This window comes from Frankia sp. CcI49, from assembly GCF_001983215.1.
GTDB lineage: Bacteria > Actinomycetota > Actinomycetes > Frankiales > Frankiaceae > Parafrankia > Parafrankia irregularis.
This window is the reverse complement of the sequence record NZ_MOWP01000033.1, coordinates 44,220-63,293: the sequence shown is the minus strand read 5'-3', so window position 1 is coordinate 63,293 and position 19,074 is coordinate 44,220. Positions and strand designations below refer to the sequence as shown.

Annotated in this window: 14 protein-coding genes; 10 read left to right on the top strand and 4 right to left on the bottom strand. The window is 70.4% G+C overall.

The features are described from left to right. The first annotated feature begins 270 nt into the window (after window positions 1-270). The 3 genes from CcI49_RS29775 to CcI49_RS29765 all read left to right on the top strand — a co-directional run bounded on the left by CcI49_RS29775 (window position 271) and on the right by CcI49_RS29765 (window position 4,754). A complete protein-coding gene (locus CcI49_RS29775; protein ID WP_076831986.1) occupies window positions 271-2,382 on the top strand; it encodes an EAL domain-containing protein in 2,112 nt (703 codons plus the stop codon). Window positions 2,383-2,592: 210 nt separating this feature from the next. Then, entirely contained in the window at window positions 2,593-4,188 is a 1,596-nt protein-coding gene (locus CcI49_RS29770) for an AlkA N-terminal domain-containing protein (RefSeq protein WP_347280150.1), read from the top strand. 38 nt (window positions 4,189-4,226) lie between these two features. Beyond that, complete coding sequence (locus tag CcI49_RS29765; protein WP_054568210.1) at window positions 4,227-4,754, top strand: methylated-DNA--[protein]-cysteine S-methyltransferase; 528 nt, start codon at window positions 4,227-4,229, stop codon at window positions 4,752-4,754. A gap of 173 nt (window positions 4,755-4,927) precedes the next feature. On the opposite strand, the gene CcI49_RS29760 is transcribed toward CcI49_RS29765, so the two are convergent. The 3 genes from CcI49_RS29760 to CcI49_RS42750 all read right to left on the bottom strand — a co-directional run bounded on the left by CcI49_RS29760 (window position 4,928) and on the right by CcI49_RS42750 (window position 8,365). Then, a complete protein-coding gene (locus tag CcI49_RS29760) occupies window positions 4,928-5,770 on the bottom strand; it encodes a hypothetical protein (protein WP_241840313.1) in 843 nt (280 codons plus the stop codon). A 1,030-nt stretch (window positions 5,771-6,800) separates the two neighbouring features. Continuing rightward, window positions 6,801-7,808, bottom strand: a complete 1,008-nt coding sequence (locus CcI49_RS29755; protein WP_241840312.1) for a serine hydrolase — start codon at window positions 7,806-7,808, stop codon at window positions 6,801-6,803. Between the two features lie 413 nt (window positions 7,809-8,221). After that, window positions 8,222-8,365, bottom strand: coding sequence for a hypothetical protein (locus CcI49_RS42750; protein ID WP_006541121.1), 144 nt, complete (start codon window positions 8,363-8,365; stop codon window positions 8,222-8,224). A gap of 463 nt (window positions 8,366-8,828) precedes the next feature. Between CcI49_RS42750 and CcI49_RS29750 the strand changes: the two genes are divergently transcribed. The 4 genes from CcI49_RS29750 (at window position 8,829) to lysS (ending at window position 14,993) form a co-directional block, all read left to right on the top strand. Then, the gene (locus tag CcI49_RS29750) at window positions 8,829-9,296 is read left to right on the top strand and encodes a hypothetical protein (RefSeq protein WP_076831980.1); all 468 of its coding nucleotides are present in this window, start codon (window positions 8,829-8,831) and stop codon (window positions 9,294-9,296) included. A gap of 307 nt (window positions 9,297-9,603) precedes the next feature. Then, window positions 9,604-11,340 carry an ABC transporter ATP-binding protein gene (locus CcI49_RS29745; protein ID WP_054568206.1) on the top strand — a complete coding sequence of 579 codons (1,737 nt, stop codon included), beginning with the start codon at window positions 9,604-9,606 and terminating at the stop codon, window positions 11,338-11,340. After that, window positions 11,337-13,286 carry an ABC transporter ATP-binding protein gene (locus CcI49_RS29740; RefSeq protein ID WP_076831977.1) on the top strand — a complete coding sequence of 650 codons (1,950 nt, stop codon included), beginning with the start codon at window positions 11,337-11,339 and terminating at the stop codon, window positions 13,284-13,286. The genes CcI49_RS29745 and CcI49_RS29740 overlap by 4 nt, the downstream gene beginning before the upstream one ends. 171 nt (window positions 13,287-13,457) lie before the next feature. Next, a complete protein-coding gene (lysS, locus tag CcI49_RS29735; protein WP_076831973.1) occupies window positions 13,458-14,993 on the top strand; it encodes a lysine--tRNA ligase in 1,536 nt (511 codons plus the stop codon). A 58-nt stretch (window positions 14,994-15,051) separates the two neighbouring features. Here the strand turns inward: lysS and CcI49_RS29730 are convergent, their stop codons facing one another. Further along, on the bottom strand, window positions 15,052-15,504 hold the full coding sequence (locus CcI49_RS29730) for a hypothetical protein (RefSeq protein ID WP_131831242.1): 453 nt from the start codon (window positions 15,502-15,504) through the stop codon (window positions 15,052-15,054). 61 nt (window positions 15,505-15,565) lie between these two features. Here CcI49_RS29730 and CcI49_RS29725 point away from each other — a divergent pair, with 61 nt between their 5' ends. The 3 genes from CcI49_RS29725 (at window position 15,566) to CcI49_RS29715 (ending at window position 18,975) form a co-directional block, all read left to right on the top strand. Further along, a complete protein-coding gene (locus tag CcI49_RS29725; protein WP_054568201.1) occupies window positions 15,566-16,498 on the top strand; it encodes a hypothetical protein in 933 nt (310 codons plus the stop codon). Between the two features lie 808 nt (window positions 16,499-17,306). Then, window positions 17,307-18,032 carry a class I SAM-dependent methyltransferase gene (locus CcI49_RS29720; protein ID WP_241840311.1) on the top strand — a complete coding sequence of 242 codons (726 nt, stop codon included), beginning with the start codon at window positions 17,307-17,309 and terminating at the stop codon, window positions 18,030-18,032. A 121-nt stretch (window positions 18,033-18,153) separates the two neighbouring features. Continuing rightward, entirely contained in the window at window positions 18,154-18,975 is an 822-nt protein-coding gene (locus CcI49_RS29715; RefSeq protein ID WP_054568200.1) for an SDR family oxidoreductase, read from the top strand. Window positions 18,976-19,074 lie beyond the last annotated feature (99 nt).

The window sequence follows — 19,074 nt, the reverse complement described above, 5'->3', positions numbered from 1 at the left end:
GCGTGGTGGTGCCGGCCTCATGGTGCTTTCGGGCGTGGTCGCGGTGGCTGGATGCCCCGTTCCTGGGTCGTCAAACGATGGCGGCCTGGCAATCGTGGCGCTGGCGCGTATGGGCTGCCGCCCGCCCGGGCCGCGCAGACTGGAGTACGGTTTGCGGCGTTGGCGAAAATGGACTGTTTTGCCCAAATGATAACGCGATGTGAGTACACGGTTTCAGTGAATGAGTGGCGACGCGGAAGCGGTACTCCACGGGCGGGACTGAGGTATCCGGTGACGATCGAGACCGAGACGGCGGACCTGGCGGACCGATGGTTCGCCGAGATCACCGCGGTCGATCTCCTGCCGCTCGCCGCCGCGGACGCCCGCGCCTGGCTCGCGGGCCTCGCTGCCGAGCTGCTCCGGGCGGTGCGTGGCGAGTCCTGCCAGCCCGAGGTCGGCTATGACGTCGGTGCCAGGCTTGCGTACGGCCAGGTGGCGTCCGGCGAGGCCCTGGGGCGCACGGTGGCCCTGCTGGGGCGCCACCTGGCCCAACCGTACGGGGCACCGGCGCGGAGCCTGCCGAACGAGCGGATCATGGACCTGCTCGGTGAGCTCGTCCGGGGCCACACGGAGTCGCTGCGTGAGCGCGCCCGGGACGGTCAGGCCGCGCTGCGTCGCGCCGACCGTGGGGCCCTGGTTCGTGCCGAGCGGGAACGCCGCATTTCCCAGAGCAGGCTCAACGCCATCGTGAACGGCGCCGCGCTGGGTGTGCTCGTGGTCGACCGCGCCAGCCGGATACTCGAGGCGAGTGACGTCGCCCTGGACATTCTCGGCCTGTCCACGCATCGCCCGCCGGTGTCATGGCCGCTGGACGAGATCGTCCATCCGGCGGATCGGGAAATGGTCGCCCGGCTGTGGCAGGAGGCTCGGCACGGCCGTTCCCGGGGGGAATGCCGCATTCTCCGGCCGGACGGGACGCCGATGTGGATTGTGATGACCCTGTCGACCACGCAGGCCGGAGCCGGCGCGGGTGGGTGGTTCGGCGTCGCGACGATCGAGGACATCACCGAGCGCCACCGCCTGCAGGAAGAGGTTCGTTTTCATGCCCGGCACGACCCGCTGACGGGGCTGGCGAACCGGGCGGCGTTCCTCGACCGGCTGGAGACCGCGTTCCGGGAGGCCGGGCCCTCGGCGCGGATCGGCCTGTGCTTCCTTGACATCGACCGGTTCAAAATGATCAACGAGGGTTTCGGGTACGAGGCGGGTGACCAGCTCCTGGTCGAGGTCGCCCGCCGCCTGGCCCGGGTCGTCGCCGCGCCCGGGCCGGTGCCCACCGTGGCGCGGATGGGCGGGGACGAGTTCGTCATTCTCGTGCCCGACAGCGCCGGGCTCGACGAGATCACCGGTATCGCCCGCCGGTGCCTGGCCGCGCTGCGTGACCCCATCCGCGTGGATGAACGTGATCTTCCGATCACCTGCAGCATCGGCGTCGTCGAGATGGCCGTCGCCGACACCCGTCCCGGCGACTTGGTCGCCGCGGCCGACGCCTCCCTGACCTGGGCGAAGCGCGGTGGCAAGAACCAGTGGACGGCCTTCGACCCGGACCGGGGAACCCGGGAGGCCACCCGGGGGCTGCTGTCCCGCTCGATGAGCCCGGGCCTGGCCAGGGGCGAGTTCTCCCTGGCCTACCAGCCGATCGTCGACCTTCGCGATGCCACGATGGCTGGCGCCGAGGCACTGCTGCGATGGGACCATCCGCACCTGGGCCCCACCCGCCCGGGGGAGTTCATCGACCTGGCGGAGGACTCCGGCTTCATCGTCGAGCTCGGGCAGTGGGTGCTCGAACGCGCCTGTGAGGTCGCGCGGGACTGGCCCGCGCACATGTTCGTCAGCGTGAACCTCTCCGGCCGCCAGCTGCGGGAGCCGGGCCTGGTCAAGGTGGTCGAGCGCATCCTGGCCCGGACCGGGCTCCCCGCGCAGCGCCTCCAGCTGGAGCTGACGGAGAGCGTCCTGATGGATTCCGGGGGCAGGCAGGTCGGCGCACTGCATGAGCTGAACGCGCTCGGTGTCCGCATAGTCATCGACGACTTCGGCACCGGCTGGTCGAACTTCGCCTACCTTTCGACGATGCCGGTGCGTGGCCTGAAGCTCGCCGGCCTGTTCGTCGCGAAGCTCGGCAAGGGCACCGAACCCGGCCGGGACGACCATCTCGTCGAGGCGATCGTGGAGTTCGCGCGCAAGCTCCGGCTTTCGGTGACCGCCGAAGGCATCGAGACCTCCGAACAGGCGGCCGCGCTGCGTGCGTTCGGCGCGGATCTCGGCCAGGGCCACCTGTTCGGCGAGCCGGTGTCGGCGGGCAAGTTCGCCGCGACGACGCTGCCGCGCGCCTGCGCCGCGAGCTGACAGCGGGGGCGTCGCCGATCCGGCGTGATGTCGGATTCTCGCTGGACCTGGCCGGTCCCGCACGCGAATCCTGGACAGGTGCCCGCCACCGACGAGCTGCCTGACACCGGAGAACCCGGCGAGCTGGCCCACGCCGGCGAGCTGGCTCACGCCGGAAAGCCCGGCGAGCTGGCCCACGCCGGCGAGCTGCCGGACGCCGCCGCGGCCACGGTGTGGAGCCTGGACGGTCTCGACTCGGCCGCGCCGCATCGTGATCCCGAGCTCTGCGCGCGTGCCGTGCGGTCCCGCGACGCCCGTTTCGACGGGTGGTTCTTCGTCGCGGTCACCTCCACCGGCATCTACTGCCGCCCCAGCTGCCCGGCGAGAGCGCCGCGGGTCGAGAACATGCGTTTCCACCCGACCGCGGCTTCAGCCCAGCGTGCCGGCTTCCGCGCCTGCAAGCGGTGCCGGCCCGACGCGAGCCCCGGCTCGCCCGCCTGGAACCATCGCGCCGATGTGGTCGCCCGGGCCATGCGGCTGATCGCCGACGGCGTCGTCGACCGGGCCGGTGTGCCGGGGCTCGCCGCCCGGCTCGGGTACAGCCCCCGCCAGCTCGAGCGGCAGCTGCTGGCCGAGCTCGGTGCCGGCCCGCTCGCCCTCGCCCGCGCCCAGCGTGCGCAGACCGCCCGGCTGCTGCTGGAGACCACGACCATGAGCATGGGGGACGTCGCGACGGCCGCCGGGTTCCGCAGCATCCGTGCCTTCAACGGCACGGTGCGCGAGATCTTCGCCCTCGCTCCGGGCGACCTGCGGCGGCGGGCGCTGTCGGGCCCGGCTGTGCCTGCTCGGGCCGTGCCTGCTCGGGCTGTGCCTGCTCGGGCTGTGCCCGCGGCATCGGCCGGTGGTTCGGCCGATGGTTCGGACCTCATTGCGACGATCACGGTCAGGCTGCCGTTCCGAGCCCCGCTGCACCCGGACAGCCTGTTCGGGCATCTTGTCGCAACCGCGGTACCCGGCGTCGAGGAATGGCGGGACGGGGCCTACCGGCGGACTCTGCGGACCCCGCACGGGCACGCCATCGTCGCGTTGCGCCCGCTGCCCGACCACATCGCCTGCCGGCTCGCGCTCAGCGACATACGGGATCTCGGTTTCGTCATCGCGCGCTGCCGCCGCCTGCTCGACCTGGACGCCGATCCGACGGCGGTCGACGCGCACCTGCGCACCGACCCGCACCTGGCCCCGCTCGTCGCGCGGGCCCCGGGACGGCGGATTCCCCGGACCGTCGATCCGGCCGAGCTCGCGCTGCGCGCGGTCCTCGGGCAGCAGGTTTCGGTCGCCGCGGCGCGCACCCACGCGGGCCGCCTCGTCCGGGCCGCCGGGCCGCCGATCCATGATCCGGATGGCGGTCTCACCCATCTGTGGCCGACGGTCGCCGAACTGGCGGACGGGCCGGCTCCGGCGGTGCCGGCCGGGCGCAGGCGGGCCTTCACGGCTCTGGTCACGGCGCTGGTTTCCGGGGAAGCCGAGCTCGACGAGGGCGGTGACTGGTCACGGACCCGATCGGCCCTGGCGGGCCTGCCCGGCATCGGCCCCTGGACGATTGAGACCATCGCCATGCGCGCGCTCGGTGACCCGGACGCATTCGTGCTCGAAGACCTGGGTGTACGGCGCGGGGCGGAACGGATCGGCCTGCCGGCCACCCCGGCCGCGCTGCTGCGGCGAGCCGCGGCCTGGCGCCCCTGGCGGGCGTACGCCGTCCAGTACCTCTGGGCGGCGCTGGACCATCCGATCAACCTGATGCCGCCGAGGGAAGGGGACCATTCGTGATCGGTGACACGCACGTATCAGAGCATTCACTTCAGGTGATGTCTCGGGCCAGGGCTTCGCGGCCGAACGCCTCCGGGCGCATCCATACAGTCGTGGACAGCCCGATCGGTCCGATCACCCTGGTGGGCCGGGACGGCGCGATCGTCGGCCTCTTCATGGACGGCGGGCGTCACGTGCCCGACCCGGCCTGGTTCGGCGACCGGGACGACTCCGCGTTCGCAGCGGCGGCCGATCAGCTCGCCGAGTACTTCGCCGGCCGGCGGACGACCTTCGACCTGCCGCTGCGGCCAGCCGGTACGGAGTTCCAACGCGAGGTGTGGTCGGCACTGCGCGACATCCCGTACGCCCAGACCATCTCCTACGGGGAGCTCGCCCGCAGGATCGGCCAGCCGCGGGCGTCCCGCGCTGTCGGGCTCGCCAACGGCAGGAATCCGATCAGCATCATCGTGCCCTGCCATCGAGTGATCGGCGCGAACGGCAGCCTGACCGGGTACGGCGGTGGCCTGGAACGCAAGCGCCATCTGCTGGCCCTGGAGCAGCGGTCCGCAGGGATCTCGCTCCTTTAGCCCAGCCCGCCAGCCCAGCGACTGCCGCCGGCGGCCCTGGGCTGCCTGGTAGCCCACCGAGCGGCCCGAGACTGTGCCGGATGGCCCGGGACGGCCGCCGGATCGACGGTCCGCGGGCCGGCCGGCGTCGACCCGCGCCCCACCCCCCCGGCCGGCCGGGCGGTGTCAGCGCCTCATCGTGGCCGACCGCGGCGCCGCTTCTCCCGCCCGACCAGGATGTCAGGCCCCAGATCGTCGGGCGGGACCTCGGTTCCGGGCAGGCGCCGAGGTGACGCGGGTGCCGGCCGGTAGCGGGTCAGCGCCGCGAGTGAGTAGCTCGTGGACGGCGTCGGTACCACCGGGTTCACCGAGGCCGCTCGATGCCCGGGCGGCAGTGCCTCGCCGGACCCCGCGGGTGAGCCGGAGCGGCGGCGTTGCGCGGCCCGGTAGGCCTGCCTGCGGGCGATGGGCGCGGTGACCGGGTCGATCGAACTGGCGTCGGAGCCGGCGGCTGGGGTCGGATCGGTCTGGACTCTGCCGCCCGAGGCCGAGCCCGAAGTCGTCGCTCGCCGTCGCGTGCGGTTGGGCGGCGCGGGCTGATCGGCCCGCGCGGTGGTGCCGAACCAGTCGAAGGACCGACCGCGGCCCCTCAGCGCGGTGTTCTCCGCCTGGACGATGACCAGCAGCGCGGTCGCGAAGGCCGCTCGGGTGCGGGCCTCGTCGAGCTGCCGTGAGAGCTCCGCGACGTACGCTGCGTCGATCACGGGCTCCTCGGCCTCCGGCGCGGGTTGCCCGTCGGGCGCAACGGTCTGGCCGAACGCCTCGACATGGAGCAGGCGCAGGTGCTCCAGAAGCTCGGAACGCTCCGTGCCGGTGCCGGTGCCGGTGCCGGGGTCGGGGAACAGCAGGTGGACGTAAATCTCGACGACCTGCCACTYGATCGCCTTCTCGCCGCGGAACTGGCGGCTCAGGTCCCTGGTCCGCGACCTCTGGATCTTCGAGGGATCCGTGTCGGCCCAGAGCTCGCGCGCAACCATTTCGTAACTGACGCGATAGGGGTTGTTCAGCTCATTTAAGCGCGTCAGAAGAACTTTCTGTGGCCCGTCCTTGAGGTCTGCGCGCGGCCCTTTGGGGCGGGCCCCCGCGAGAGTCACCCACACCCCGTCCGGGCGAGGGGCGGCATGTCGGCCGGCGGGCGAGTTCGCGGCACTGCGCGGATCCTCTCTCTGCTTCGTTCGCCCGCGTGCTCTCGGCGCATCGGGCGGTGGGGCGGTGGGACGGGCACGTTCCCCGGCGATCCACTCTGATTGTTGCGCATGATACGGCTCGGGTGCGCCTGATGTGGACGCGCGCTGAATCTGCGCGGTTTCGTTGTACAGCGAACGATCATGCCTGGTGAAGCGTGGGCCCTTGTGCGGTCCGCGGGGCCGGTTAGCTGGTGCCGGGTCGGCCTCGTTCGCGCGGCGTGAAGTGCGACTCCTGGTCGCGTCGCCGTGTAAGCGCTCCCGCATCTCCTTTACCCCTTTTCCGAGCGGCGGCCTGTTGCCGGTGGGCTCTGGGAGACGAGGAAACTGGGTGGCGAGATGCGCGGCAAGTTCGCACAACCAGCTGACCGAGAAAACTTCGGGTCGGTCTCGGTGGGTGCCTGTGTCGCGGAAGGCCGGCGCAACCGGACTGCCCGATCATCGGCGTCGGCGCAACTGTCGCAGCTGGTCGGATCGAGACGGTGTCGTGTTGACGACGGGCGTCGTGGCGGCGGCGGCGCCGGTGCTGGACCGGCTGGTGCTGGCCGGTCCAGGGCGAGGGCCCAGGTCGCGTCGGCGGTGTCGCAGTCCCCGTGGGTTCGCCGTGGGTTCGTCGGTTCGCCGTGCCGTGGGTGCCGCCGAACCACGGCCGAAGAACGTTCTCGTGTTCCGCATCGTGATTGTGTCGGTCCTGGAACTCCGCTCCCTGCTCGGGGAGCGGCGTTCCTCGGCGCTGCTGGTCCACCTGGATCGAATGGGTGATCTTATTCATCTCACGGTACGACCGAGGTTGCCGCTGGTCCGAGTCGACGATGGGGAAGGATCAGCCGACAAGCGCTTCGGTCACGACCCGGGCCGCTTCCGCGGTGCCGAATGTCGGCGGTACTGGTCGGGCCTCGGGCGTACCCAGCCGCACCACGACTGTTCCCGACCCCGGATCGATCTGCAGGATCTGGTTTCCGAGCCCGATTGCCCAGAACATGTCCGCAGGGGCGCCCGGCACGAGACTACCGTTCTTCTTTGTCGTATCGGCCGCGGCGGAAATGTCGGAAGCCGCGAGCGGCTGGGCGAGAACACCTTCGCGATTGAGCCACCAAAGATATCCGTAGGCTGCGTTCATCTCCGTCGACGAGGCGCCGGTGGCGGCGTCGACCCAGTCGCCGGAGACAATCTGCTCGCCGTTCCAGTTTCCATGCGCCAACATAAGATACCCAAGCCTGGCGATGTCACGGCAGGTCGACTGCAGCCCCATGAAGGTCAGGGTGTTGCCGGCCGCGTCGGTCGTCATCCGGCTGTCGTCCATGCCGAGCGGTTCGAAGAGCCRCTCACGGGCGAAGTCGGTCACCTCCTCGCCGGTGGCCGTGCGCAGCACCTCCTCGAGCGTCTGGACGGCCGAGTTGTTGTAGGCCCAGACCTGCCCGGGCGCCTTCTCCTGCGGCAGCGCCACGGCGTACGCGGTCTTGTCCGGGGCCCGGATCAGATCCTGGTAGTCGATCTTCAGGCTCCACTGCCGGCCCGAGTCGTTGCTGACCAGGTCACGGATGGTCACGGCCTCGGACTCCGTGCCCTTCCACTGCGGGATCCAGGTGGCAGCGGAGTCGTCCAGCCGCAGGTCACCGTCGTCCTGGGCGATGCCGACCAGCGTGGAGGTGAGCGATTTGGTCACGGAATACACCGCGCTGGGAGTGCTCGGCGTGCTGCCCCGAAAGTACCATTCGCCAGCGATTTTCCCGTTTCGGGATACCAGTAAACAGGTTGACTTGCCCCGCTCCGCGGTGTCGGCGATCTCGTCGAGCTTTGCCGGGTCGAGACCGACCTCGGCCGGATCCACCGTCTCCCAGGTATCGCCGGGAACGGTGACCCGCTTCGTCGGCGCGGTCGCGGCCGCCGTCGGCGTACCCGGGTCGGTGGCTGTGCGACCGTCGGGTGACCCGTCACTGGTACAGCTCGCGGCCAGGACCGCGACGCACGCGGCCGTCGCAATACCGATGGCGGGGCGGAAAAGGCGTCGCATCGCTGAACCTCGCTCGGGCCGAAAGCTGCGGATCGCGGGGGTGCGACCGTATACGTCCCGATGCGGAGTGAAAACCCGGAATCCGGATCGCGGGTCCGGATTCCGGCTGACGTGATGGGTTCGTCGCGCGGTCGGAGGCGTCAGGCGGACGCCGCCGACCGCGCGACGGACGCGACGGACGCGACGGACGCGACGGACGCGATCGAACGGCGTCGCGTCGGATCATCGGATCAGCAGTGGCTCCGGTGCTTGCCGGGCGGATACGGGCAGGGCTCTCCGGGCTGGCAGCCGGCCGCGGTGGTGAGCAGCGCGAGTGATCCGGCGGCGAGGATCGCCAGAACGGTTCTGCGTAGGTTGCGGACGGAGCGCTTCATGGGTGATGCCTCTCTCAAGCCAGCCCCGATCCGGTTTTTCCTACCGGCTGCGCCGCGTGGGGGTGGTGTGCCACGCCACGATGTTCCGTGGCAGCCACGGAGGGTGCTGTTTCGAGCACTTCGTGTGGATGTCCCTGGGGCGGACGTCGCTGGAAGCGGATGTCACCCGGGCAGCCGCCCGCCCGTCCTGGATTGTGACGATCGGCGGATGTAGGTCGGCTGCGGGTGGGTATCCGTGATACTGGGTGTGTCCGGGTTGGTGGAAGTCGGGCAATCAGGTCAGGTGCTTGCGGGTTCCTCCCAAGGTGGCGGATCCGGCCGCGATGGCGGTCGTTTCTGAAGGACGATGCGAAGGTGCGCACCTGCAACCGGGGGTGCACGGTCCGCGAGGTCCGGGCGTCGCGGGCCGTGGGGAGTTCAGCGGGTCAGGACGGACTGGGGGCCGTCGAAGGAGGAAAGGTCGATGGTCAACATGAACCCAGGTGACGGCGCTTGGCAGGGAGAGCGCTTCGCGCAGGCCCGCCGGTTCGCCGGGCAGGCCCGGCAGGACCGCACGACCGGTTGGTACATCCCGCTGGCGATCACGGTGGTCGGAGCAGGTTCCTCGTTCGACGCGTTCGGGCGGGGTCTCGGCTTCCTCTACGGGTGGGGCCTGGCGATCGCGTTCGTCGCGCTGACCTGGTCCACCATCAGGGCGATTCCGATCATGATCGATGATCTCAACGTGGCGCGGGAGAGCTGGCCGCGCAAGATCACCACCCTTCTCAACACTCCGGTACGCAGCCGCGGGATCTTCCTGCTCGCGGCCGCGCTACCGATCCTCGTCGCGTTGGTGAAGACGGTGGGCTTCTACACGTTCGGCGGTCTGCTGATCGTCGGTGTGGTCCTGGCGGTGGCTCTTGGAGTCTCCTGGTTCCTCGAGCGTCGCTGACGTCGCGATCTGATCGGCCCCGGTCCCGGGCAGCCGACGCCTCCCGTTGCCGGAGGCGGGGCTGTTCGGGCCGGGGCCGACTCACTTCCTGATCCGTCCGGAACCTGCTGCTCGCCAGCCGTCGGCCGGGTCGGCCGAGCGGGCCGACGCCGGCCGGTTGAGGTCGGGTACGCCCCGTGGCCGCGAAAACGGTCGTACTCTCCGTATCGGTCGCACTCGCGGATCCGATCGACCTGCGCGTACCGGTCGTACAGTTCCAGTTGGCTGCGGTGGCCGCCGACCGGGACTATTCGCCGACGGAGATCACATGCTTGTCAGACTTCTGCGGAGTCACCTCGCCCCTTACCGGCGGCTGGTGTCCCTGCTGGTGGCGCTGCAGTTCACGGCCACGCTGGCCATGCTCTACCTGCCGACGCTGAACGCGGACATCATCGACAACGGGGTCGTCCCGGGCGATACCGGCTACATCTTCCGCCTCGGTGGGCTGATGCTCGGGGTGACGCTGGTGCAGGCCGCCTGCTCGGCCGCCGCGGTCCTGTTCGGCGCGCGCACCGCCATGGGCATCGGCCGCGACCTCCGCGCCTCGGTGTTCGCCCGGGTCCAGTCCTTCTCGGCCCGCGAGGTCGGGCGGTTCGGGGCGCCGTCGCTCATCACCCGGGCGACGAACGACGTCCAGCAGGTCCAGATGGTCGTGCTGATGGCGTTCACCATGATGATCTCGGCCCCGATCATGTGCCTGGGCGGGATCGCGCTGGCCGTGCACCAGGACGCCAAGCTCTCGCTGCTCCTCGTCGTGATCGTGCCGGTGCTGACGGCGACGGTCGTCCTGATCGTCCGGCGCATGGCGCCGCTCGGCCGCCGTATGCAGGACCGCCTCGACGAGGTGAACCGGATCCTGCGCGAGCAGATCACCGGTCTGCGGGTGATCCGCGCCTTCGTTCGGGACGGGCACGAGAAGCGGCGTTTCGCCACCGCCAACACCGAGCTCACCGACGTCTCGCTGCGCATCGGGCGCCTCATGGCGCTGATGTTCCCGCTGGTCATGGCGGTGGTGAACGTCTCCAGCATCGCGGTCATCTGGTTCGGCGCGCACCGCATCGCCAGCGGCGGCATGGAGGTCGGCGCACTGACCGCGTTCCTCAGCTATCTGATGCAGATCCTGATGGCGGTGATGATGGCGACCTTCATGTTCGCGATGCTCCCGCGGGCCGAGGTGTGCGCGGAGCGCATCCAGGAGGTCCTGGACACGCAGTCCACGCTCGCCCCGCCCGTGCGGCCCGTGCGGGAGCTGGCCGGGCGCGGCGAGCTGGAACTGCGCGACGTCGGCTTCCGCTACCCGGGCGCCGAGGAGCCGGTGCTGCGCGGAGTCGACATCACGGCCCGCCAGGGGCAGACCGTGGCGATCATCGGCAGCACCGGCAGTGGCAAGTCCACCCTGCTCGGCCTCGTTCCCAGGCTGTCGGACGTCTCCGAGGGCGCCGTCCTGATCGACGGGGTGGACGTCCGCGAGCTCGACCCGGCGCTGCTGGCCCGGGTGGTCGGGCTCGTCCCGCAGAAGCCCTATCTGTTCACCGGCACGATCGCGTCGAACCTGCGGTACGGCAACCCGGAGGCCACCGACGACGACCTGTGGTGGGCGCTCGACATCGCGCAGGCCCGGGAGTTCGTCACCGCGATGCCGGACGGGCTTGCGACCCGGGTCGCCCAGGGCGGCACCAATGTCTCCGGCGGTCAGCGCCAGCGCCTCGCGATCGCCCGGGCGCTGGTCCGGCGTCCGGAGATCTACCTGTTCGACGACTCGTTCTCGGCGCTGGACTATGCCACCGACGCCCGGCTGCGGGCCGCGCTGGCCCGGGAGACCGCCGACGCCACGAAACTGATCGTCGCCCAGCGGGTGGCGACCATCCGGGACGCCGACCAGATCATCGTCCTGGAGGACGGCGAGATTGTCGGTACCGGGACCCATCATGAGCTCCTGGCCGAGAACCCGACCTACCAGGAGATCGTCTTCTCGCAGCTGACCGAGGAGGAAGCGGCGGCATGACGCGCCCACCGGCGGGTGGACCCCGCCCGATGGTCGGCCCCGCCCGTTTCATGGGCGGCGGCGGAGAGAAGGCCGGCGACTTCGCCGCCTCGACCAGGCGGCTGCTCGGGCTGCTGAGCCGCCAGCGGGGCCTGCTGGTGCCCGCGGTCATCCTTGCCGTGATCAGCGTCGGCCTCACCGTCACCGGGCCACGGCTGCTCGGGCACGCCACCGACCTGGTGTTCGCCGGTCTGCTCAGCTCGCGGCTGCCCGCGGGCACGACGAAGGCCGAGGCGATCGCGCGGCTGCGGGCCGAGGGGCACGGCACCCAGGCCGACCTGCTCGCGTCCGTCGACGTGACCCCCGGAAAGGGAATGGACTTCACGGCGATCGGGATGGTGCTGCTGGCCGTGCTGATCGTCTACCTGGTCGCCACGGCCTGCGCCGTCGCACAGGCCCGCCTGGTGAACAAGGCCCTGCAACGCATGCTGAGCGACCTGCGGTCCGAGGTGCAGGCGAAGATCACTCGGCTGCCGCTGCGGTACTTCGACCGCAGCCAGCGCGGCGAGGTGCTCAGCCGGGTCACCAACGACATCGACAACCTGGGCCAGACCCTGCAGCAGAGCTTCTCCCAGATCCTCGCCTCGGTGCTGACCATCATCGGAGTGCTGGCGATGATGATCTGGATCTCCCCGCTGCTCGCGCTGATCGCGGTCGTCACCGTCCCGGTGTCGATCCTCGTGACCGCGCGGGTCGGCAAGCTCGCCCAGCCGCAGTTCGTGAAGCAGTGGAAGACGACCGGGCAGCTCAACGGTCACATCGAGGAGATGTACACCGGGCACATGCTGGTGCGGGCGTTCGGCCGGCAGGACGAGGCCGCCGAGATCTTCCGCGAGCACAACGAGCGGCTTTACGAGGCGAGCTGGCGGGCCCAGTCCATCTCCGGCCTCATGCAGCCGGCGATGATGTTCATCGGCAACCTGAACTACGTGCTGGTGGCGGTCGTCGGTGGCCTTCGGGTGGCCTCCGGGTCATTGTCCATCGGCGACGTCCAGGCGTTCATCCAGTACTCGCGGCAGTTCAGCCAGCCGCTGACGCAGCTGGCCAGCATGGCGAACATGGCGCAGTCCGGGGTCGCCTCGGCGGAGCGCGTCTTCGACCTGCTCGACGCCGCCGAGCAGGAGCCCGACCCGCTGGTGCCCGCCATACCGGAGCAGACCTGCGGCCGGGTCGCGTTCGAGCACGTCTCCTTCCGCTACGAGCCGGACAAGCCGCTGATCGACGACCTGTCGCTCGTCGCGGAACCAGGCCACACCGTCGCCATCGTCGGCCCGACCGGTGCCGGCAAGACCACCCTCATCAACCTGCTGATGCGGTTCTACGAGGTCACCGGCGGGCGGATCACGCTGGACGGCGCGGACATCGCGGGGATGTCCCGGGCCGACCTGCGCTCCTCCATCGGCATGGTCCTGCAGGACACCTGGCTGTTCGGCGGGACGATCGCGGAGAACATCGCCTACGGCGCCGAGGGCGCCACCCACGAGCAGGTCGTCGAGGCGGCGCGCGCCGCGCACGTCGACCGGTTCGTGCGCACCCTGCCAGACGGCTACGACACCGTGCTCGACGACGAGGGCGTCGGCGTCAGCGGCGGCGAGAAGCAGCTCATCACCATCGCCCGCGCCTTCCTCGCCGAGCCGCTGATCCTCGTCCTGGACGAGGCGACCAGCTCCGTTGACACCCGGACGGAGGTCCTCATCCAGCGGGCCATGTCCCGGCTGCGCCACGGGCGCACCGCCTTCGTCATCGCCCATCGGCTGTCCACCATTCGTGACGCCGACACAATCCTCGTCATGGAGAACGGCGCGATCGTCGAACAGGGCGACCACGCCAGCCTGCTGGCGGCGGACGGGGCGTACGCCCGGCTCTACCAGGCCCAGTTCGCGCAGGCCGTCGCGGAAGCCGGGTGAGAGCCGGGTGAGACCAGCCGCCGCGGGCACGGAACACGGGCAGGGTGGAGGCGGCCAGTAGGCTTGTGGGTGCGGGCCGTCGGCGCTCCCGCGGAGGCGTCGGGCCGTGACGACGTCCGGGTTCCCCCGGGCAGCGAACCTCTCGGAACCTCTCGCAAAAGGGTGTTGTGCATGGCGACGGACGAGTTCACAGCCGGTCCCCGTTCCGGGTATCGCACCGACTCGGTGACCGCCGCCGCCGGCGCCGCCGAGGACGGCGAGGTCGTTCGCCTCGCCGGCCGTGTCGTGCTGTGGCGGCGGATGGGCGGCCTGGTCTTCGGGCACATTCAGGACCGTGCCGGGCGCGTCCAGGTCTCGCTCTCGCGTGACGAGCTGGGCGTCGACACCTTCCAGGAATGGGCCCGCGCCGTCAAGATCGGCGATTTCGTCGGCGTCACCGGGAAGCTTTACACCACCCGCCGCGGCGAGCGGACGGTCGGCGCGTCCGAACTCGTCGTGCTGAACCGGACGGTGYGCGCTCTGCCGGACAAGTGGCTGGGCCTGTCGAACRTCGAAGCCCGGCTACGGCGCCGCTACCTCGACCTGCTGGTGAACAACGACTCCCGGGAACGGTTCCGCATCCGGGCCCGGACCATCTCCCGTATCCGTCGCTTCCTCGACGACAACGACTTTCTCGAGGTTGAGACGCCGATGCTGCAGGAGGCCGCCTCCGGAGCCGCCGCCCGGCCGTTCATCACGCATCACAACGCCCTCGGCGAGGACTTCTACCTGCGCATCTCACCGGAGACGTTCCTCAAGCGGGTCGTCGTCGGTTCGCTGGACCGTGTGTACGAGCTCGGCCGGAACTTCCGCAACGAGGGCATGGACCCCTCGCACCTGCAGGAGTTCACGATGCTCGAGTGGTACGCGGCCTACTGGGACTACCGCGACAACATGCGTTTCGTCCGGGAGATGATCCTCGCTGTTCTCGACGACGTCTTCGGGTCCCGGACGGTCACCTACGGCGGGGTGAAGCTCGACTTCGGCGCCGAATGGCCGGAGCTGGACTACCGCGCCGAGGTCGCCCGGCACAGCGGTATCGACCTGACGGTCGTTCGTGATCTGCCGACGCTGCGCGCGCGGATCGCCGAGCTCGGCCTCGAGGTCGACGACGCGGCCTCCTACGCGGGGCTCGTCGACCTGCTCTACAAGAAGACCGTCCGCCCGCATCTGATCCAGCCGTGTTTCCTGCTGCACCACCCGGCGGAGCTGGTCCCGCTGGCCCGGCGCAGCGACTCCGATCCGTCCCAGCTGGACATGTTCCAGGTGGTGGTGAACGGCTGGGAGCTGGTGAAGGCCTACTCGGAGCTGGTTGACCCGGTCGAGCAGCGCCGCAGGCTGGAGGAACAGGCCGAGCTGCGCGCGGCCGGCGACGACGAGACGATGATGCTCGAAGAGGACTTCATCGAGGCGATGGAGTACGGCATGCCGCCGATGTCGGGGCTCGGCATCGGCATCGACCGGCTCATCGCTCTTCTCACCGACGCCCCGACGTTGCGGGAGGTGGTCCTCTTCCCACTGATGCGCGACTCGCGCCGAGGCCGGACCGACCCGACCGCGGCCGGCGCGGACGACTCCGCTGACGGGGATGACTCCGCCGACGGGAAGGACTCCGCCACCTCGGCTGACATCGCGGGTGCGGCCGTCGAGGCGGCGGATCCGGTCTAGGCGCAGCTTCGCCGGTGGGCCCCGGCCCCCGCGGTCCTCAAACGGCGTGGACAGATGGTTACGCTCGGCAGCCGAGGACGCACATCGCGCGGCCGCTGCCGGCGAGGTCCTGCGGCCCGGCGGCGGTCGCCGTCGTGGTGGGCCAGCCAGCGCCGTCGCCGGCGAGCTGTTGCAGGTAGGTCCAGGGCTGAACCAGAGACGGGTTGACGGGGCGCCAGGAGACGGCCAGCGGCGGGCTGGTGATCTCGCGGCGCTTCGCCTCGTCTGCCCACTGCTTGCGCACGGCGGCGGCGAGCCGGTCGGCGACCATCTTGATGTCCAGGTCGCCGGCGCGGGAGGCCTCGCGGTCGAGGAGGATTGGGAGCACCGTCAGCAGGACCCCTGCCGCGACCAGCACCGCGGCCCAGCCACCCTGCCCGGCGGGCCATGCCACCGCGCCGGCGAGCACGGCCGCAGCGCCAGCTATCAGCCAGATCGACTGCGGTCTCCCGCGCCCCCCGTTGACGCTCATAGCGAGCAATCATCCACACTGTGCGAGCATGTGCGCATGGGGGTAGGCCGGGGAGTGGCGTGTGGTTGCCACTGAGGGCGCGCCGTCGTGGCAGCGAGCGCTGGAGTTGGCAGCGCTCGCGGTAGTCCCGGTTCCGCTGCTGACTGCATTGCTCTACTACTTCGGGTACGTACGGACCCAGGTGGTCTGTGACTACTTCGGGATCTCAATCAGCCGGCTTGGGCTCTCCAGCCAGGACTACGTTGTACGCAGCTCCCGACTGGTGTTCGACCGGCTTGTCGTGCTCGCGGTGCTGGCGCTGGTCGGCATTGTCGTGCACCTGCTGATGACCCGGGGGCTACACAAGTTGTCGCCCCAGAGCCGGTGGTGTCGAGCTGCGGCGCCTGCGGTGGCGGTGGGTTCCGCGCTGTCGTTCCTGGCCGCGCTCGACGGATTCGGTCGCCTTCCAGGCAGCCCATGGTGGTTCACGCGAGAGGAGGTAGCGGTCCCGCTGGGGCTAGGCGCGATCCTGGCTGAGTACGCCGTCCACCTGGCCGAGGGGCAACGGCTACGCCGCTGGCGGCAACGCCGTCGCCGGCGGCGCGGTGAGCCCCCGTCTCCGTTGATGAGTTCCGGGGGCACCCTCGCGCGGCGCGCGTTGCTGGGATCGGTCGTGCTCATCGCTGTGTTCTGGGGCTTCGCGGTCCAGGCGGCCAGCGAAGGAGCGAAGGTCACCTACGCGGTTGCCAGTGACGTTCCGCACCAGCCGGAAGCCATCGTCTACACCAAGGAGCGGCTGCAGCTCGACGGCTACGGCATAAATGTCACCTCGCTTCCCCTGGGGGAGAGCGACTGGCGCTTCCGCTATACCGGACTGCACGTGCTGTTTTACAGCGAGGGCCGTTGGTTCCTGCTTCCCGCGGACTGGCGCCGTGACAACGGAGCTCCTGTCGTCGTCCTCGACGACAACCCCGCTACCTACCGCGTGGACACGAGGCCCCGCTCGCTCGCCTAGCGACCACCGGCCCCGTTCACGCCCTCAGGCGGAAGCGTGGAAGACGGCGACGGTGGGGTCGAAGTCGGGTCGAGTGTTTGGGTAAACGTTGGTGGTTCCCCTGGCGAGGTTGTCGGCGTTTCCACATCGGTCGTCTTGGGAGGTCTAGGGGTATGTGCGGCTGTTGGCACTGTGCTTTCTACCGGTGGGACCGGCGTTCGAACCGGTGAGGTCACACGCGGCCCTCGGGCCGTATCAAGCGGCGGGATGCTCGGATCTCCGCCGCCAGGCGCCCCGGCGGGCAGGACGGCGCCGTCGCTGGGTGGTGACGGCTCCGCTGGGGCCGTCGGCGCCGAACACGCTCCCGTCCCTGCGAGTACGACGACCGCAAATACTACGCGGAGCAAATTGGTGGCGACCACAGCGTAATCATGGCCCTTGCGTCATCGCGGTGTGCACGGATGTCTGGATGGCTGGGCCCGAGGCTGCGACGCTGCGGCGTAGAAGCGCAGAAACTACGCGGATTTGACTTTCCGGTCGTCGTTACAGGTTGTAGTGCCTACGATCTAGGAGATACCGCGGCCTCCCCGGAGGGTGACCCGCCATGCCGAAGACTGTCGCCCCGTCTCGGAGCGCCGTTCGTCGCGTGGTGCGGATGCGGATGCGGATGCGGGCCCAGTTACGTGAGTTCCCCATCTCACCGCCCCGCTTGTTTGCCGATTCGGCAAAGATTTTTGTCAGCTCCATGGACGTTCGCGCAGGGTCGCCAGCAGGCGGTTGCCGACCCTGACCGGCACCGCCCTCATCGAGGGATCCGAGGAGCAGGCGGATGGACGCGACAGGTCACGGTCATGATCACTCCCATGGCCGCGGGCATGCGCACGGGCACGGGCACAGTGATCACGACTGGGAGAGCGAGTTCAGTGAGGAGGCCTGGGACGAGCGGTACCGGGCCCGGCCGAAGATCTGGAGCGGCCGGGCGAATCCGGTGCTGGTCACCGAGGTCGCCGAGCTGCCCGCGGGCACCGCGCTCGACGCCGGGTCCGGGGAGGGCGGGGACGCGTTCTGGCTGGCCGCCCGTGGCTGGAAGGTGACCGGCGCCGACCTGTCGACCCTCGCGCTGAGCCGCGCGGCCGCGACGGCCGAGGAGCTCGGGCATGACATCGCCTGGCTGCACATCGACCTGTCGGAGCACGAAGCGCCGGGGACGTTCGACCTGGTCACCGCGCACTACCTGCATCTGCCACCGGCCCGTCGCCCGGCGCTGTTCGCCCACCTCGCGGCCGCCGTCGGGTCCGGTGGAACGCTGCTGGTCGTCGGCCACGACCTGAACGACCTCGGTATCCCGACACCTCGCCCGGGGGTGGCGGAGACGGGCTGGACCGCCGCCGATGTCGCCGCCTCGCTGGGCGCGGGCTGGGCCGTCGAGGTGGCGGAGCGCCGGCCACGGCGCCTCACCGCCCCGGACGGGCGGGAGATCGACGCCCACGACGTCGTCCTGCGGGCCCGCCGCGCTGGTTCGACGGCCCGTCCGCTGCCGGTGGCGGGCCCCTGACCTGCGCGGCTTCCGAACGCGGACTGGTCGTCGTTCGGCGCCGGGCGTCCAGCCCGGCACCGTACGGGGCGCAGCCGTATAGTCCCCACCGTTCTGGGAGCGGCAAGACGGAGGTCGTCAGGTGGACAAGGACATCGTTGTCGTTATCGGCGTGGGCGGGATGGGGCGGGCGATCGCTCGCCGGATCGGCAACGGCCGCAAGATCCTGCTGGCCGATGTCAGCGAGGGCGCGCTCAGCGTGGCCGACGTGCTGCTGGGCGAGGGGCAGGACGTCGTCACCCAGGTCGTCGACGTCTCCAGCCGTGACTCGGTGGCCGCGCTCGCCGACACCGCCGCCGGGCTCGGGCGGGTGACCCAGATCGCGCACACCGCCGGCCTGTCCCCGACGCAGGCGTCGACCGAGGCGATCCTGCGGGTCGACCTGCTCGGCGTCGCGCTGGTGCTCGACGAGTTCGCCCGGGTCGTCGCCCCCGGTGGTGCCGGAGTYGTCATCGCGAGCATGGCCGGCCACATGGGCGGCCTCACACCGGAGGAGGAGCGGATCGTCGCCGTGACACCCACGGACGAGCTGCTCGCCCTGCCCTTCTTCGAACCCGACGTCCTCGGCTCGCCGGGTGCTGCCTACTCCAGGTCGAAGCGGGCCAACATCGTGCGGGTGCAGGCCGCGGCCGGGCCCTGGGGGGACCGCGGCGCACGGGTCAACTCGATCAGCCCGGGGGTCATCTCCACTCCCATGGGCCAGGAAGAGCTGGCCGGGGAGTCGGGGGAGCAGATGCGGATGATGGTGTCGATGTCCGCGGCGAAGCGTCTCGGCACCCCGGACGACATCGCCGCCGCCGCGGCCTTCCTGCTCGGCCAGGACGCCAGTTTCGTCAGCGGCACCGACCTGCTGGTCGACGGCGGCACCGTCGCCGCCATCCGGCCGCTGCTGCCGGTGGGCTGAGCTGCCGGTGGGCTGAGCTGCCGATGGGCTGGGCTGCCGGTGGGCTGGGCTGGGCTGCTGGCGGGCTGATCAGGACGGCTTGACCTGAACCTCGGTTGA

Excerpts from the sequence above, each read along its gene's own strand:
- CcI49_RS29720 (WP_241840311.1), top strand. The coding sequence starts at position 17,307 with ATGGACGCGACAGGTCACGGTCATGATCACTCCCATGGCCGCGGGCAT.
- CcI49_RS29730 (WP_131831242.1), bottom strand. The coding sequence starts at position 15,504 with ATGAGCGTCAACGGGGGGCGCGGGAGACCGCAGTCGATCTGGCTGATA.
- CcI49_RS29750 (WP_076831980.1), top strand. The coding sequence starts at position 8,829 with ATGGTCAACATGAACCCAGGTGACGGCGCTTGGCAGGGAGAGCGCTTC.
- CcI49_RS29745 (WP_054568206.1), top strand. The coding sequence starts at position 9,604 with ATGCTTGTCAGACTTCTGCGGAGTCACCTCGCCCCTTACCGGCGGCTG.
- CcI49_RS29765 (WP_054568210.1), top strand. The coding sequence starts at position 4,227 with ATGTCTCGGGCCAGGGCTTCGCGGCCGAACGCCTCCGGGCGCATCCAT.
- CcI49_RS29740 (WP_076831977.1), top strand. The coding sequence starts at position 11,337 with ATGACGCGCCCACCGGCGGGTGGACCCCGCCCGATGGTCGGCCCCGCC.
- CcI49_RS42750 (WP_006541121.1), bottom strand. The coding sequence starts at position 8,365 with ATGAAGCGCTCCGTCCGCAACCTACGCAGAACCGTTCTGGCGATCCTC.